The following is a 17,646-nucleotide window of genomic DNA, read 5'->3' as shown; positions in this document are numbered from 1 at the left end:
ACTTTCTAGCTAAATAGAGAATCAGCAACTAGTGTTTAAAGGTTTGGCTCACATTATATTAACAGGTTATTACAATAAAAGCAGAAACAAGAAAGTCAATATTGGTAGCTTTCTTGTTTCTGCTTTTATTGTAATTATTGAAGACTCTAATTTAGTTTTTAAAAATTCTGAGTGTCTGTACTCCACTTTGGGTTTTAAGCTTAGCTACGTATATGCCGCTTTTAACCGATGTTGCCTCCCAAACTAAACGAACAATGTTATCGGCTTTAACTGCACCTGGCGCAAAGGCTTTTATACCATTCCCATTCAGATCATAAATATTTAACTCATATTCTTCATCTTGAGAAAATTGTAAGTTAAAGGTAATGCTTGCGTTAAATGGATTAGGAGAAGCTTTCCATTCAGTAGATAAAGCATTTGAGGCTATACTTTTATTTTTTTGTTCTATAATTTGCTTTTTCTGCTCCAGGGCTAAACTATTTGCTGTAGCTATATTTACCGGACCGTTGGTTGAAGTGGTTAAGCGTAAAAGGTCCATGTTTGGTCCTCCTTTACCAACTGATTTAACCCGAATAATATTTATTCCTGCTTTTAAAGTAGTTTTAACTGTTGTGTAAGACCAACTTGACCAACTTTTAGTAGTATTAAAAATTTTGGCTTGCTCTATTATTTTTCCGTTTAAAAAAACCTTTAACGGAATGTCCTTGCCTCCACCATTAGCATAACGAAAAGAAAGCTCATAATTAGCCGCTTCCAGACCTGGTATAATCCACTGCACAAAATCATCATTGTCATTCAAAAAATCAACGTACCCTTTGCCACTAAATCCTTCGTGTTCACTTTTTCTTACTCCCCCATGCACCCCTGCCTGCTCGGCTTCGTAAATACCACTTTCAATAGGTGCAAAAGTAGCCGCAATCCTTTTATTACGGTCCATAGTTATAGTTAGCGGGTTTTGAGTACCGTTGGCATCGCCGCTCCAACCTACAAAACGGTAACCAGCCATAGGTTTAGCAGTTAACGAAACTACCGCGCCACTTATATATACGTTTGTTTTAGAACTTGTAACTATAGTCCCTTCGCCGGTAGCAGTAGAAGTTAAAGAGTAAGTACCCGAGACATTATCAGAGGCCTCTTTTACTGCAATACTTATTAACCAAAAATCGTAACTTCCTTTAGATGCAGCAGTTCGATCTTTGGTAACCGAAGACTGTGAGTAACCTCCCAATATGTACTCTCCGTTGCTAATTTGTTGTACTGATTGCAGACCGTCTTCTTTACTACCGCCAATCGTTTTATCCCAAGTAACAGCTCCTGAACTATTTACTTTTACTACCCAAAAATCAACATCTTTATTAGAAGACTCGGTTTTATTACCACTCACTCCCGAGGTGGAAAATCCTCCCAGAATAAAGCCGCCATCGCTGGTTTGCTTAATTGAGCGCAAGTTGTCTTTATTATTTCCTCCAATCGTTTTATCCCAAACTACGCGTCCTTGTTCGTTTACTTTAACCAGCCAATAATCTGTTTCGCCTTTACTGGCCTGTGTCTTGTTGCCACTTACCGGCGAACTAGAGGTGCCTCCTAAAATAAAGCCGCCATCTTTAGTTAATTCTAGGCATTGCAGTACATCTTCACCGCTACCGCCAATGGTCTTATTCCACATTATTAAACCGCGAGAATTTAGTTTCACAATCCAATAATCCGCGAATCCTTTATTAGCTCCTGATTTATTAACGCTACTAGGCGAATAAGAGTACCCACCTAAAATATAACCATTATCATTGGTTTGCTTAACTGTTCGTAAGAAGTCAAAACTTTTTCCGCCAATGGTTTTGTCCCATTCTTTTTTACCATTTGCATCCAGTTTCACTACCCAATAGTCCTTTTCACCCTTAGAACCGATTAATTTATTCATACCAAATCTTCCTGTGGCAGGTGAACCGGAAGTGCCTCCTAATATGTAACCTTTATCGCTGGTTTGCTGAACTGAAACTAAAAAATCATCGTAAATACCGCCAAACGATTTATCCCATTGCTTATTACCTAAAGCATCTACTTTTACTATCCAATAATCAAACTCAGCAGAAGCTACCACTGATTTGTCTCCGCTTACCGGCGAATTAGAATAGCCACCTAAAATGTATCCGCCATCGCTGGTTGGTTGCAAGTATTGAAAATAATCTTTTTTACTACCGCCATAGGTTTTATCCCATTGCTTACTACCGTTAGCATCTACTTTTACTATCCAATAATCTTCTTGCCCTTTCGAATCTGCGGATTTATTTCCTGTAACCGGAGAATTAGAAGTACCTCCTAAGATATATCCACCATCGCTGGTTTGCTGTTGATATTGCAATACATCATCATTACTACCTCCAAATGCCTTATCCCATTTTATAGATATTTGAGCTTCTGCAACATTTATTTGCATAAATGCTAAGGAGATTAAGAATATAATAAGCTTGTAAGTATAGCCTTTTCTGATTTTGGCAGACGAATTAATAAGAGTACTCACTTTGATTTTAAAATAAAGTAGTGAAAAGCTATTGCAGACACGGTTTAATATAAAGAAGTAGATAATCCAGCTTCTTAATAAGTATTTTTGATTTTCCTGAATTATTTAAATTTTATTCATTATAAAAATATTACTATTAATGTATTTAAATTTTAAGAGTCATTATTTAAATATGTTTAAATACCGCATACTTTTATATTTATGTACCACCCGCCTCAAAGTTAGATTATAAATAAAATACAAAATATGCTTTCTTATTCATTATAAATCAATTATTTAAATAATAAATCAATGGTATTAGCAAAGCTTATAATGCGATTATGAAATGTTAACTACTTAGCGGTACATATAACCTGATCTAAAATATTTGTCTTCTTAGATTAAAATAAGTTAACAGGTTTTTGTAATCTTTTTCTAAAATTTTAAATAATTAGAAGTATATATCTAATTTATAATATAAAAAGCCCTGCATTATGAATCATTAGAAAATACTTAGTCAAACATGCAACTAACCTTATTTGCAAGAAAACTTAGCAAATAGCTGAATACAAATTTAGTTTATTAGCATTACTAAATTAAGCACTACTTTGTAAAGTACCAAATCAAGAAGGTTACAAATTTTTATAACATTTAGTAAATAGTCTAAAAATTATATTTTTGTAGTTGTAAGGATTCTAAATTGAATTATTAATGAAGTATTTTACTAAAAATATCCAATTAAAAATAAAAGGAATTTAAAATAAAAAGAAGGTAAGGATTATAGGTTATTTGAAGTACAACAATTTTAGTTTGATTTTTGGCAATTTAAAATCAAACAATTAGATTTATTAAACAACTTAAAAAACTACAGCATTGATTAGTAAGCCTTAACAACTTTAGAATTTAAATTTATTCTGCGTTAAGAATGAATCTTATTATTATCTAACAAAAGTGTAAGATAATAAACCATTTAAGTGCTTAAATGTAAGATTAAGGCGTTTATAACGCTAACTACCAGAAATTACTTTTGATCGTTAGGTACAAGTTGCCCGCGCTCGTTATAATAAAAGCCTCCTTCAAAATAAGACACTGGAATACCTAAAGTGGCTGCTACAGCTCTAACGGTATTTTCTCCTTGTTCTTCACTTTCCAGGTTATGATACAGCAAAATAGGCGTAAGATGTAAACGCTCAGAAAGCTCATCGATGGTAATAGTAGAGTGTTCTAAAGCTGTTTTAAGAAGTTGGGTACGGTTGTAATCGTTATTCATAACATAATAGGTTCTATTTATTATAAACGTTAAAACGGCCGAAAGTTTTAAAACTTGCTTTAAATATTTACAGGCATTTCCTTAATTAGATGTATATAAACAATTTAAAGCAAGTACTACAAAATAGTTTAGGTGTTTAGTATTTTAACTTATTCTACCAGATTAATTTGTCAGGTTTTACGGGTATCTAAAAGCATTTAGTAAATTAAATGCTTTAACCTAAGTTTATTATTCCCTCGGAAGACAAATCTTAAATGAATACTATAAGGCATGCTTTCTCTTTGTTAAAAGTAAAAAATTTGATATTTTAAGGCTTTATCCAAGCAAAATATGCTATGCCTCGCTTCCTAAAAAATTACTTGTGTTTGCTTTGTTATTTACTTTTTGCCCAGAGTGCCTGGTCGCAAACAAACAACTCTGCTGGCGACCAAAATAACGGCAAATACTTTACTTCTTCTGACGGTATTAAAATTTACTATGAGGTTCAAGGAGCCGGACAACCCGTAATATTGCTTCACGGCTTTACCACCACTCTGGATAATTGGAAGAAAAAAATTGTTTACCAGGATTTAATAAATAAAGGCTTTAAGGTAGTAGTACTTGACTTACGAGGCAACGGCAAGTCAGATAAACCTAAAACTGTAGCGGGTTACGAGAAGGATGCCGAAGCGCGCGATATAATGGGTTTAGCCACTGCTCTGGGGTTTAAAAATTATCAGGCAGTAGGTTATTCGCGCGGCGCCATTATTACGGCCAGATTACTGGTGTTAGATAAAAGAATAACGGCGGCGGTAATAGGCGGAATGGGCGAAGCTTTTACTAATCCTAATTGGCCGCGCCGGATTGCTTTTGTGAACGCGTTAAGCGGCAAAGAAAAAAACAAAGATTTTGACGGTTTTTTGCATTCCGTTCAGGAACGTGGCCTCGACCGTCAAAGTCTTACGTTTCAGCAGCAAGCTCAACCCAGCACCTCTCCTGCCGCATTAGCCAAAGTGCAAATACCCGTATTAGTTATTTCGGGCGAGGAAGATAATGATAATGGCTCAGCCGAAGAATTAGGTAAACTACTACCCACGGCTACGGTTAAAAGAGTTCCGGGAGTGCACAATACCGCCTGGCAAACCCCTGAATTCGCGCAAGAGGTTTTAAGCTTTCTGCAACAAAATAAATAATAGCAATAACAGTAAGGTCACCTTTTGCAAAAGAAGGGCACCTTCTTTCTTTTTGAAATCAGAATTTAGAGATTTACCATAAATGTAAAGCGTATAGCCTTACTCAGTATTTGTACTTATTTAAATAACCTATTATGATAAAGTACAGAACAAAATTACCCCAACTAGGAAATGATATTTTCCTGACAGATGGAGGTTTAGAAACAACGCTTGTTTTCCTCCAAGGAATAGAATTACCATTCTTTGCTGCCTTCAATTTACTTAAGCAGGAAACGGGCAAGCAAGTATTAAGAAATTATTTCCGAAAATACCTAACCCTTGCTCAGGAATATAAAACAGGCTTTATCCTGGAAGCTCCTACCTGGCGGGCAAACAAAGATTGGGGTACCAAATTAGGCTACACAACTGCCTCTCTAGATCAAATAAACAGCATCGCCATTGCAGAAATGGAAGCTCTCAGAGATGAATTTGAAAAATTCCATTTACCGATTGTAATTAGCGGTAACATTGGACCTAGAGGGGATGGGTACGTACCAAGCAGCATAATGACAAGCTCAGAAGCAGCAGATTACCATTCAAGGCAAATAGAAACATTTAGTAAAACCAATGCCGATCTGGTATCTGCCTTTACCCTTAACTATACCGATGAAGCGATTGGAATAATACAGGCTGCCAAAAAATACCAGATGCCGGTGGTTATATCTTTTACCGTAGAAACCGACGGAAGTCTGCCCAGCGGCCAGCTTTTGAAAGAGGCTATACAAGAAGCAGATAAAGCTACAGACAATTATTCGGCGTATTTCATGATTAACTGTGCTCATCCGCATCATTTCATTCATGAACTACAATCAAGGGAAAATTGGGTAAGCCGCATAAAAGGTATTCGGGCCAACGCCTCTACCAAAAGCCACGCTGAACTAGACGAATCCGAACATTTAGATGTAGGAGATAAACAAGAACTCGCTCACAGCTATGAGCAGTTAAAACAGTTGTTGCCACAATTGAATGTAATTGGTGGTTGCTGCGGCACCGATCATACGCATCTTGAAAAAATATGCACCCAATTGTTTCATCCGTAATTTTATAAAACTTTTGTTGCAATTTTCTCCGGCAGCTTGCACCAAAAGCATTAACTTTTAAGCAATAGTTAACGCAATTAATAAACCAATAACTATAAAATAATCAAAAGTTGAACAATATTATTCTGGTTGAATTTCCTTCCAATCTTGGTTTAAAAGCACCTGCTCCGGGCAAAGAACCGGGAGTTAAAAGATTACCGGAATGGTTAAGGCAGCACGGCTTTCACGAAAAAATAAACCCTGACCAAATTATTACCTTAAAGGCCCCTGCATATCAACCAAATCGTGATTTGGAAACAGCGGTTTTAAATGCAGATTCACTTGTTGGGTATGCTCAGGAACAATCCGAACTAATACAAAAGGTATTGAAAGAGAAAATATTTTTACTGGTACTTGGGGGCGATTGCAGCATTTTGTTAGGTAGCGCTTTAGCATTAAAACAGACGGGTAACTACGCTTTATTTTATCTAGATGGGCATACCGATTTTATGGAACCCCATTTATCAGGGACAGGTGGAGTGGGCGGCATGGCAGCAGCCATGGTAGCTGGTTACGGCCCTAAAAAGCTTACGGATATAAATGGATTAGGTCCTTACTTTAAAGAAGAATACGTTTGGTGCGTCGGAAATAGGGAGTACGACGAAGAATATGAACAGCAGATTAAAGATTCACAAGCTCAATATATACCCTTGCATGCTTTACGCGAAAATAGAATTTCTAATTATGTTAACTCCTTTCTGGAATTGGTAGAAGCACAAGAATTAGATGGTTTTTGGTTGCATCTGGACGTAGATGTATTAGATGATGAAGTAATGCCCGCAGTAGATAGCCGCACTCCCGGAGGATTAACCTACGAAGAACTAGACAGCATATTATCTGTTTTACTTGCAAGTTCCAAAGCTGTTGGTTTAGAAATTACTATCCTGGATCCAGACCTGGACCCAACCGGCTACTACACCGCCGTATTTGTTTCTAATTTTGTTAAATCTTTTCACCAAGCCCGCCCATCAACTCTAATTAACAGACCTTAATAGTAAAAAGTAAAAAACAGTGACCGAAAATTTTATTTGAAAAATTTAAAAGGGAGCCAATTTTTAATAAATACTAGTATGCCCACAGAAGCCGGGGAACAAATAATTGTTGACCAACAAGAATACTTAGAAGATTTACTAAAACTAGCTATAGAATTATAGCTCGATCAGGATTAAGAAGACCTGAAAGTTACCTTTTCAAAAATTTAAACTACCGATAAATTTAAAATATTTCTATTTCGTAAAACAAAGGAGTTTTTTGCTTTCCTGTATTTAGCCATAAGAACGAATTACGTTGAAGGTTCCAAATCGAGCCCGACAGGCTATATAGAAGGCATTTACGTAAAACCCAATTTCCACCTGCAAGGTATTTTCCGAAAGTTGCTGCAAGTAGGAGAAGCGTGGGTAAAAGAAAAAAATGGCACCCAAATAGGTTCTGATACTTACCCGTAAAAATTAAGTAAGCTACGATTTTCACACCAGTATTGGCTTTGAAGAAGCCTGCCGAGTCATTGCCTTTATCAAGATTTAAAATAGTTTTTCAATCTTTAAGATTAATTCGTGCGGTTTTCTGCTACTCTTTTCTCCGTTTAAAGGCCATTCCGTTTTTTAAGAAGTAACCTTGCAAAAAATAAAACGATTTACTTAAAAGAATAAGTTTCTAAAATTTGTTATTAACCTGAAAGCCTGAAAAGGGCACAGATTTACTTCAGATTTACCAACTACTTTTAAGTTAATTCTTTTATTTTCTGACCATTACTATGAAAAAACATTTATTACTGTTGCTTTTTATCACCTTAGCCCTTTGTGATCAACTAGTGGTTGGACAGGCAAATGGCAACAGTGGTGCCCTTACTGGTTCGCTGGCTCCCAAAGGCAATAGCCGAATTACGGGTACTGTTCTGGATGCGGCTAACCAACAGCCGGTTGCCTTTGCTACTATTACCTTAAATAATCCCGCCTCTGGTAAACCTTTAGACGGAGCCTTAGCCGATGAGAAAGGCAAATTTACTATAAGCAATATTGGTAGCGGTACCTATCAATTGGTGATTACTTTTATTGGTTACGAGACCCGCACTATTAACGATGTTCGAACAAACGGCAGGGACGAAGCAGTTAATTTGGGGGAGATCAAAATTAACACCAGCACCCAAACCCTGAAAGAAGTAACCATTGAAGCCCAGCGGGCCATGATTGAGGAGAAAGTAGACCGTACCGTTTACAACGCCGAAAACGACCAAACCAACCGTGGTGGCGATGCTACTGATGTGCTCCGGAAAGTGCCCATGTTGTCGGTGGATTTAGAAGGAAACGTATCGATGCGGGGTAGCCAAAACATAAAAGTTTTAATCAACAATAAACCATCTACTATTGCAGCCAGCAGCGTGGCTGATGCCTTAAAGCAAATTCCGGCTGATATGATAAAATCGGTAGAAGTAATTACTTCGCCATCGGCCCGGTACGATGCTGAAGGTTCGGCAGGTATTATCAATATCGTTACTAAAAAGAACAACTTAACTGGCTTTTCCTTGAATCTGGATGGCAGCGTCGGTTTACGTGGCTCTAATTTGGGCTTAAGAGGTTCGTACCGCAAAGGTAAAATGGGATTTTCGCTGGGTGGTTTTGGCCGGGCTCAGTATAACGTAAAAGGTGCCTTTGAAAATCAGCAAACCAGTATTTTTACCGACGACATTGGTACAGAAATCCGGAACTTAAGAATCCAAAACGCCGATACCCGTAACCGCAATATGTTCGGTCGTTACACCGTAGGGTGGGATTATGATATAGATAAAAACAACTTTCTTACGGCTTCGGTAATGTTTGGGGTACGAAATGGCCGTCAGAATCAGAACTTTCTGCGGACTCAAACTTTTCGGGATGATACCTTTATCCGGAGCATTCTGGAAGATAGCGAAACTAAAGACTTATCGGGCAATGTGGATGTTAGTTTAAACTATACGCATACTTTTGCCAAACCTCAGCAAGAATTAAATATATTAACTCTGTTTAGCCGCAATAACCGAACAAACGACTTTATCCGCGACTCCTTAAACGAAGATAATAATGCAATTCTGCACCGGCTGAAAAACGATAACACCAGCTACAACCAGGAATCAACTATTCAGGTAGATTATCAGAATCCCATTGGCAAAATGCAGTTAGTAGAATTTGGGGGTAAAATTATTAGCCGCCAGGTAACCAGCGATTATAAATCGTATGAGTCGGATGGCGAGAATCAACCTTATGTGCCGCTTTTAAATCAGCAATCAGCTAACGTATTTGATTATAACCAGAATATTTCGGGGGCTTATACCTCTTATACCTTAACTACGCCTAAAAATTACAGCTTAAAAGCTGGTGCCCGCTACGAGTATACCACCATTGATGCCCGGTTTAAAAACGGTTCCAACGGCGAGCGGGATATTCCTTCTTACGGTAGCCTAGTGCCAAGCGTAAACTTATCTAAGAAATTAAAAAGCGGCAATACGGTAAAATTGGCCTATAACCGCCGGATTCAAAGACCTTCTTTGCAATTTTTAAATCCAAACGTGCAAAGCGCTAACCCCATAAATATTACCGTTGGTAACCCCGATTTAAGACCCGAGTTCACGAATAACTTTGAATTAGGCTACAACACCTACATTAAAAGAACATTCTTGACCTTTTCTACTTACTTCCGCAACACCAATAACTCCATTCAAAGTGTGAGGGAGCCTATCCGTCCGGGTTCTGATACTATTCGTACTACTTTTGCCAACATTGGTCAGGAAGATGCTTATGGGGTTGGGGTATTCGGGAACGTTAACCTATCTAATAAACTTTCTATTAACGGCGGTACTGATGTGTATTACGCGGTACTCGACAATAACCTTTCCGACCCCAGACTTAAAGCAAGAAACACAGGTTGGGTAGCTAGTGTCCGGGCCATGGGATCTTATAATTTCGCCAAAGATTGGGGCTTGCAGTTATTTGGTTTTTACCGGGGCCGCCAAATACAGTTGCAAGGCTTTCAAAGCGGTTTCGGCATTTATTCCCTGAGTTTGCGCCGTGATTTTAAAGAAAAACGAGGCAGTATTGGGATTGGAGCCGAAAACTTTATTACCTCTTCTATACTTATGCGCAACGAGTCGCAATCAGCAAACTTTTACCAAAAAAGCACTAATAGAATGTACAATACCAGTGTAAAAGTTAATTTTAGTTATCGGATTGGTAAAATGAGCATGGATGACCAGTCTCGTCGGCGGAGAAAATCGGTGAACAACGATGACCTGAAAGAAGGAGGCGGCGATGGTGGTCAGGACAATGGCGGCGGAGCTGGTGCGGCTGGAAACGGCGGAGGCCAAGGTGCCGCTGGTGGTGGGCAAGGACAACGCCCAGGCGGCCAGGCACCCGGTGCTGGTGGTCGGCCAGGTGGTGGTCAGGTGCCACAAAGACCAGGCGCAGGAAATGGCCAGGCTCCGTTTAACAGACCTGCACAAGCTATTCCCAATCAAGGAATGCCCGGCCAAGCTCCGGTAACGGTTCCCGGACAATCACTACCAAGCAGTGTGCCGTTTGATTCTACTAACAAAGCACCGTTAATACAACCCAATCAGCCTGCTGATTCTCTTAAGCCTGCTTTATCCACAGATTCTTTAAACCAGGTGCCAGCTACTCAGCCGCAAAATAATCCAGCTGATTCTTTGCAACCAGTACCAGCTAACCGGCCAGTAACACCTACTTCTCCAGGAGTTAATAGCCAGCCCACAAAGCAAAATTAGGATGAAGATATATAAGTAAAACAAAAAAGCAGTTCTTAAAAGAACTGCTTTTTTGTTTTACTTATACTTTGGAGAGATTTATTTCAAAATTTACTCGGCAATTTTAGAAAGTTGAGAAGAAAAATCCCAGAATTATATTCTATCAAACTATGCCAAAAAGTAAATTTTTCTCTCAGCCTTTACTACCATAATTCACGGCTTAAACTATAACCCGGATGACCTTGGCTTAAAGCATCGGTAATTAAACCCGCAATAGAAACGGCTATTTCACCGGAGAATTTATCGGCTTCGGCTCCGTTGGAATAATGAATATGCAAGGATTTTACGTCGCCGTTTTGCTCAAATAAACAGCGCGATATAGCATTTAAATTAATCAGGTACGATTGTTTTCTATCTAGTTCTTGATAAGTAAAAAGGATAACGTTTGGTTTTTCCATAGTAATAGTTGAGTTCAGTTATTAGTACCGCTTCGGTTATAAGTTACTCTGTACGGCTATCTCCTACTCTCTGTTATTTATTTTTAAAACAGATTTGTTTTTAAAAATTACCTGCTAACGTTATTTAAAAACCAGAGATTAAATCTCCATCATTACCTTATTAAAACGAAGTTTTAAGTAACTGGACAAAATTAATTTACTAAAATTATTGGCCAGGCTGTTGTTTTTACAATATTGATGATCAATAACTTATGCTTGCAAAAGTCTAATATCTACTATCTTAATACTTTTGTCTTTTTACTTAAATTAAAGGCAAGCTTCTATTTAGCTTACAAATTCCACCAATAAGTAAATTTAAAAACCAAAGCCCGGCTTTTTACGGCAAAATTAGTTGGCAAGTAGTTATCGGTGTACACAATAAATAAATCGGAAGCGGGCTTGTAGCGCCATTGTAAACGGGCATTTAAATTCACATTATCAATCTGTTCATTGTACTGCACAAAAGTGGTTAAGTATAGAGTATTTGTCATGGTTACATCCAGCCGTGGACCAATCAGCCAAAATTTATTTCTTCCCCAAGGTTCCGGTAATTTTATATCGTTGTAGTTAGCCGCTACCGCAATGCTTACGAAAGGCTGAAAACGGTATCCTAGACTACCAGCCAGGTTTAAACGGGTACCATCGGCATAATAACCTCCGTAGCGCGTGCTAAACGAATAAGTAAAAATGCTTTGCGGTTTAGAAATAAACTCGGTTCCCCATGATTTCCAGTTATGTTCCGTACCCCGGGCCAAGGTGTCGCGGCGAAAATTGGTGGGGTCAAAAGGCTGCAGTAATTTCACGTAATCATAGGCAGTCCAGGCCGTAAAAGTGCTCCGGCTCCGGAAAGTAAAGGCATACGAAAGTATACTGGTATTATCAGTAGTTTTAAAATTTTCATTGGTAATATGGTTGGTGCTGATACTCGGCCCGTGGTTTAAAACAGGGCCCCTACGCGGGAAAAAAGAATAGCCTACTTTCGGATTTACCTGAATAAAGCCCTGGCGCGGCACATAACCCACTTCGGCGGTATAATTACGGCCTACGTACTGGTGCTGCCAATTAATTAACCAAGCCCGGCTAGCATATTGCAGATTAGCCGCATGCACCCAATCACGCCCGGTTTTATTCGGACTAAAGGATTTTAAAACCATGGCCTTCCCCGTCCACATATTATTAGCCGAAGCTAAATTGTACTCAAAACCGAAGTTACGATTGTAACGCGTGTAAACAGGTTTACCTGGTTCTTCGCCGGGTTTGTAGTTTAGAGATTCTTTATTTATAAAAATAACCCCAATGTTAGATCGGGCAAAAACGCGTCTTTGCAAAGATGCTACCGCAAAATTCTGGGCCGGTAACCCAAGCTCATCTACTGCTCCGGTTTGCATATCCATTACTCCGAGTCGCCAATCTTTATTCAAACGGCCACTCAGGCGGGCTCCAAAACGGATGGGCACTCCTAAACCTATGCGTCGCGAGAAAAACGGGCGGATATTAGCGTACCCGTAATTAGTAAATAAATCACCGTTTTCGAGGAAGAACTGGCGTTTTTCCGGGAAAAATAATTCAAACCGATCCAGATTGGTTACCTGTTGATCTACATCTACTTGCGAAAAATCCGGGTTTACGGTTAAGTCTAAATTTAAAGAAGAAGTAATGGCTACTTTTGCATCAATTCCAATTTCTTTCCGGTACTCGTTTTTTTGACCGGCTGCAAAATTGCGAAAAAGGCCACCTAACGCATAAGGAATTAAGGAAATATTGGTTCCTGCTTCGGGTGGGGGTTGATCCCAAACTAAAGTGCCGGTGTACGCCAACGCAGCACTCGGAAATTGCCGGGGTACAGGAGCCCATGCCGATTTTTCCGTACTTTTTAAATCTTGGCGACTAAAATTAATACCCCAGTTAGTAATGCCTTTTTTATAACGAATGGTTTTAAAAGGAATAGCTGCTTCAAATACCCATTTATCATCGTAGTTTTTTACCGCCGAAACCCACTTATTATCCCAGCTTAAATCTACTTTACTACCTTCGTACATAATGCCGTCCCACTGGGCACCGGCTGCATTCGCCCCAAAAGAAAAGCCATTAGTCTGGTCGTCGAAGGGGTCAATAAAAAAGATAAAGTTGTCGTTTTTCCCAAAGCTCCAATCCCGCCGCAACGATTCTACCATGTACGGTCCGGGCAAGGTAACGTAGTTTACCGCAATAATATAAATATTATTTTTATCGTAAGTCATGCGTACTTCCGTAGGTACCTGCGCGTAGCTGGTATCCATGGGTAGCATCATGTAAAAATCTTTCGCTACCGTAGCTTCCTGCCAAGCTAATTCATCCAGCACGCCATCAATTTTAATTTCGGAAGAAGCTGCTTTAATGGGTAATTGGTAAGCTGCATTCTTTTTTTGGGCCAGTAACGAAAAGGATAGCAAATAAAAACTAAATACAAGTAAAGTTATTCTCATAAGAGATTAATGGAAATTCAAGTTTATTAAAATGAATAAAATAAAGATGTTTGAGCTACTGAAGAGATTAAGTAAAGACGAAAGTACTACTCTACCGCCAAACTTCTTGGTCTGAAAACAGATTATAAAAAAATGTCATTCAAGAAGAAAACATTTGGCTTAGCAGCTTAACAATTTCTTCCAGAATGACACTTATAAATTAAATTTTTTACTTAATCGCTAACTTCTTACTTAAATCCTTAATCCGGATGTTGCGGAAAGCTAAAGTAGAGCCGTGGCCAAGAAAACCGATATAACCTGTATTCCGGTGAATGCCCGGATGCTCTTTATGATCCATCGTACCATTTTTTCGGGCTTCGGTTAAGTCGCCGTCCAGGATGGTAGTACCATTTAAAACCACTTTTATTTTCGGGCCTTTTACTGTTACTTCCTGGTAGTTCCACTCTCCTATTGGTTTTAAATAACCCCGTTTGGCAGGTAAAACCCCGTAAGCCGAACCATGATATTGGTAAGTTTCTAAAGCTTTGTAAATATCCGCTTCGTTATCCAGAATTTGCAATTCAATACCAGTGTAAGCCGCATCGCCTTCTAATGGCGCCCGAATACCTAATCCGTTATTGGCGCCCGGCGTTAACTTAAATTCAAACCGAAAAACAAAATCGCTGTACTGATCTTTGGTGTATAAATTACCGCGGCTGCCCGGCTTAGGTGAAACCAGCATCGTGCCTGCATCAATGGTATAATCAATGGTATTGCCTTGCCACTCGTGCATGTTAGTACCATCAAATAAAATTTTATACCCTTCTTTCTTTTCGGCAGCAGTTAATTCATAAGGCTTGGGACGGGGAATTTCCCGGATGTACAAGTTCCGGTAACCAACCGGCGAACCATGCGCTTGCAGTTCAATCTGTTCTTCGGGGAATAAAGGCAACTTGGCATCCCAGAAATTTTCCAGAATTACATTATCAGTTACCAGTTCTCCATTTAAGTATACAGTTACCCGGTCGCCTTGCATTAAAATCCGGAAGTTATTCCATTCTCCGAGGGGATTATCGGCTACTTTTAAAGGTTTGCTGGGATTTACTTTATTGTTGTACAAGCCTCCAGAACCTACCTGAGCGCCATCTTTTACGCGGGAGGTGTCCCACATTTGCACTTGCGGCGTACCGCGCAGATAAATACCGGCATCACCTTCTTTTTTGCCATCGTCGTAGATTTTCCAATCTACTAACATTTCAAAATCACCGTATTTTTTTACCGTAGTCAGGTTATCAAAACCTTTTCCTACGAAAACAATTTCTCCGTCTTTAACCTGCCAGTCTTTCCGCATTTGTTCGTCGGCTTTTTGCTGGGCGGCAGCCAGGGTTTTAGCATCCATTTTTGCCCGTTTGATGGGGTCAGCTACTAAGCCTTTCCAACCGGTTAAATCTTTGCCATTAAACATAGATACAAAACCAGGTTCTTTGGGCATTTCGTCCAACAGCTTGCGGATATTGGCTTTGGTATATTCTACCTCCGCGCCTTGCATAGCACTCATGGCTTTGTTGAGTAAATCGCGTACGTCTTGTCCGTAGATATTTTTGTTACCTAAAGCAATATTGGTAACGGCATCGGCAGCTATCTGTTTTAAAGCAGGATCATCTAAATACTTACCCGCTTGCAACAATGACAGATAAGTAGGGCTTTTACCAATTTCGCGCAGAATAACGGTTTTCTGTTCGTTGTTTTGGGCAATGTCCATTACTTTGGTTAACAGCAATAGTTTTTGCTCCGGGGTAAACTTAGCCGTGCTCACCTGGCGCACATAGCCGCGAAGTGCCTGGTCGAAGTAAGGAGAATTAGCATTGGATTGCGCAATCCGGAATAACTCATTCGCAGCGGTAAAATCGCTCCAGTTGCTTAAAGCCGCAAACGCAGTCTTTTTAATTTCGTCGTTACCCCCATTAAAATCAGACACTACTGTTTGTAAAGCTTTTTTACTGCCAATTTTGCTTAGAACCGCGTAGTAAAGCGATTTTTTATCAGCCGGACCTTGCGCCATTTGAGCCAGAATAATATCTGTTTGCTGGTTTTTATCTTTTACACTACCTAAGGCGTTAAAAATAGCATCCTGCATAACTGTCACTTCTTCCGGCCGGTCAGCAGCTAATAACAAAGGATACAAAGAAGTCAGATTATCTTGAGCAGCCATATCCTTTAAAGCAGTTAAAGCAGCTAGCTCGACTTCCGGGTTTTTACTTTTGGCCAGTTCTAACACCACGTTAATTTGCTCCGAAGCTTTACGAGATCCTAACACTTGTAATAAAGCAACCTGAGCAGTTTCGCGCATTTTAGGTAAAGCCTGACTTACCTGCGGTACTATGTTCGTGCCTTTCATGGTAAGAATTGCAGTTTGAGCGGCTTGCACGACAGTAGAATCTCCTTTGCGCATAGCTTTTAAAATAGCTGGTAAGGCTGCTTCCTGACCTACTTTACCGGCAGCAGTGATGGCGGCCACCTTTACCTTTTGGTTTTTGTTTTTTACTGCTTTTAGTAAAACTGGTAAAGCAGCCGCATCCTGCTGAGTACCCAATAAATTAATAATATCGGCTTTTGCATCTGGTTTAGCTTTTTTCAGGGCAGCTAACCACTCCGTGGTGCCAGTTTTAAATTTAGCAGCCCGGCTTAAAGCAGCCACCCTATAAGCTTGATTTTTATCCTTTGCAGCTTTTACCAATAATGGTAAGCTCTGCTCTCCCTGAATATCTACCAAAAAGTTTAAAGCGGCAATTCGGGTAGGTACCTGGTTTTCTTGGGTAGTTTTGTCTAGTAAAGTTTGTGCCATTTTTTCTACCTGGCTCTTGTTGCCGGCAGTTAGCATAGTTTCAGCCCAGCGCAAGTAAGCGGCGGTAGCATTGGCATTTTGGTAAGCATAATTTGCTTTTTCCGCTTCAGCTGCCAGTACGGGTTCGGCCGCCGGATCACCAATGTTTGCTAGCGCAAATAGCGCCACTTTTTTCATTTTTTCATCGCTACTGCTGGCTAATTTACTAATAGCTGGTACAGCCGCAGCATCCCGTGAATCACCTAATGCTTCCACTAAAGACAACTGGCAGGTTCCCTGAGCTTGGGATAAAGCAGTTAATAAAGCTGATTTAGCGCTAGCCGTATTGATTTTTACCAACGCCCGGGCAGCGGGACCGCAAACCTGATCGTTGCCTAAATTTTTAACCAGAGCTGCTACTGCTTCGTCTTTACCGATCATTTGAAGCTGGAAGATCAGGAAAGTTTTATTAATCGGGTCGGTTACCTGATCCAGGGCTTTCACGTAGGCATTAGCTGCCATAGACCGCAGGTTTTCGCGATTTCCTTGGGCAACATAATACGAAAAGCCACCTAAAGCGTATTGTATTTTAGAGTTATCCCCTTTTCCGGGAGGAACCAGCATTTTTGCCATATCCACCAGACCGGCTTCTCCCAATGCGCCCACCTCGTTCATGTTGGTGGCTAATTGTTGAGCATCCTGGGCTGGGAATTGGGCTAATATATCGGCAATCCGGGTAGAAGTAGTCCGGTTATCAACTTTGGTCTGGGCATTTAAACTGCCCGATATTAGTAGAAACGAAAGAAATACTAAGGAAAGTTTTTTCATGAATAACGGTATATTGATTCAAGTATGAGTCTTATAGTTAGCCAAATAACTATAAATTCTGATTCAGTTGTTTCATTGCTCAAGCCTTGTTCTTTTTGTCTTGACACAAAAAGAACCAAAAAAGTCAAGACAATTTTCAACTCGCTCCGCTCAAACACAAAATCGTCGGTTGTGCACTTTGAACGGTTTACTGTTGCATAAAGAGGTAAAATAACAATTAGGCTATTTACAAGAGCTTCCCTCCTAAGTTTGGGAGGGACAGCG

General features: G+C 39.6%; 10 protein-coding genes. 5 read left to right on the top strand and 5 right to left on the bottom strand.

The window, feature by feature from the left end:
* Window positions 1-151: 151 nt before the first annotated feature.
* Window positions 152-2,434 carry an InlB B-repeat-containing protein gene (locus tag HUW48_RS04490; RefSeq protein ID WP_182414532.1) on the bottom strand — a complete coding sequence of 761 codons (2,283 nt, stop codon included), beginning with the start codon at window positions 2,432-2,434 and terminating at the stop codon, window positions 152-154.
* A gap of 1,084 nt (window positions 2,435-3,518) precedes the next feature.
* Window positions 3,519-3,767, bottom strand: a complete 249-nt coding sequence (locus HUW48_RS04485) for a hypothetical protein (protein WP_182414531.1) — start codon at window positions 3,765-3,767, stop codon at window positions 3,519-3,521.
* Window positions 3,768-4,102: 335 nt separating this feature from the next.
* Here HUW48_RS04485 and HUW48_RS04480 point away from each other — a divergent pair, with 335 nt between their 5' ends.
* The 5 genes from HUW48_RS04480 (at window position 4,103) to HUW48_RS04460 (ending at window position 10,810) form a co-directional block, all read left to right on the top strand.
* The gene (locus tag HUW48_RS04480) at window positions 4,103-4,939 is read left to right on the top strand and encodes an alpha/beta fold hydrolase (protein ID WP_182414530.1); all 837 of its coding nucleotides are present in this window, start codon (window positions 4,103-4,105) and stop codon (window positions 4,937-4,939) included.
* A 134-nt stretch (window positions 4,940-5,073) separates the two neighbouring features.
* Entirely contained in the window at window positions 5,074-6,018 is a 945-nt protein-coding gene (locus HUW48_RS04475; protein ID WP_182414529.1) for a homocysteine S-methyltransferase family protein, read from the top strand.
* A 110-nt stretch (window positions 6,019-6,128) separates the two neighbouring features.
* Window positions 6,129-7,049: an arginase family protein gene (locus HUW48_RS04470; protein ID WP_182414528.1), complete on the top strand. Its 921-nt coding sequence runs from the start codon at window positions 6,129-6,131 to the stop codon at window positions 7,047-7,049.
* A gap of 228 nt (window positions 7,050-7,277) precedes the next feature.
* Window positions 7,278-7,502 (top strand): GNAT family N-acetyltransferase, encoded by a 225-nt coding sequence (locus tag HUW48_RS27545; protein ID WP_182416272.1) that lies wholly within the window; start codon window positions 7,278-7,280, stop codon window positions 7,500-7,502.
* A 308-nt stretch (window positions 7,503-7,810) separates the two neighbouring features.
* A complete protein-coding gene (locus HUW48_RS04460; RefSeq protein WP_182414527.1) occupies window positions 7,811-10,810 on the top strand; it encodes a TonB-dependent receptor domain-containing protein in 3,000 nt (999 codons plus the stop codon).
* A gap of 182 nt (window positions 10,811-10,992) precedes the next feature.
* Here HUW48_RS04460 and HUW48_RS04455 read toward each other — a convergent pair whose 3' ends face one another.
* The 3 genes from HUW48_RS04455 to HUW48_RS04445 all read right to left on the bottom strand — a co-directional run bounded on the left by HUW48_RS04455 (window position 10,993) and on the right by HUW48_RS04445 (window position 17,382).
* Window positions 10,993-11,247 carry a hypothetical protein gene (locus HUW48_RS04455; RefSeq protein WP_182414526.1) on the bottom strand — a complete coding sequence of 85 codons (255 nt, stop codon included), beginning with the start codon at window positions 11,245-11,247 and terminating at the stop codon, window positions 10,993-10,995.
* Between the two features lie 329 nt (window positions 11,248-11,576).
* Window positions 11,577-13,751, bottom strand: coding sequence for a carbohydrate binding family 9 domain-containing protein (locus HUW48_RS04450; RefSeq protein ID WP_182414525.1), 2,175 nt, complete (start codon window positions 13,749-13,751; stop codon window positions 11,577-11,579).
* 208 nt (window positions 13,752-13,959) lie between these two features.
* Window positions 13,960-17,382: a DUF1080 domain-containing protein gene (locus HUW48_RS04445; RefSeq protein ID WP_182414524.1), complete on the bottom strand. Its 3,423-nt coding sequence runs from the start codon at window positions 17,380-17,382 to the stop codon at window positions 13,960-13,962.
* Between the last annotated feature and the right edge of the window lie 264 nt (window positions 17,383-17,646).

The sequence above is a fragment of the Adhaeribacter radiodurans genome, from assembly GCF_014075995.1.
In the GTDB taxonomy this organism is placed as follows: Bacteria; Bacteroidota; Bacteroidia; order Cytophagales; family Hymenobacteraceae; genus Adhaeribacter; species Adhaeribacter radiodurans.
Note: the sequence above shows the minus strand (reverse complement) of the source record. Positions and strands in the feature narration are given on the sequence as shown.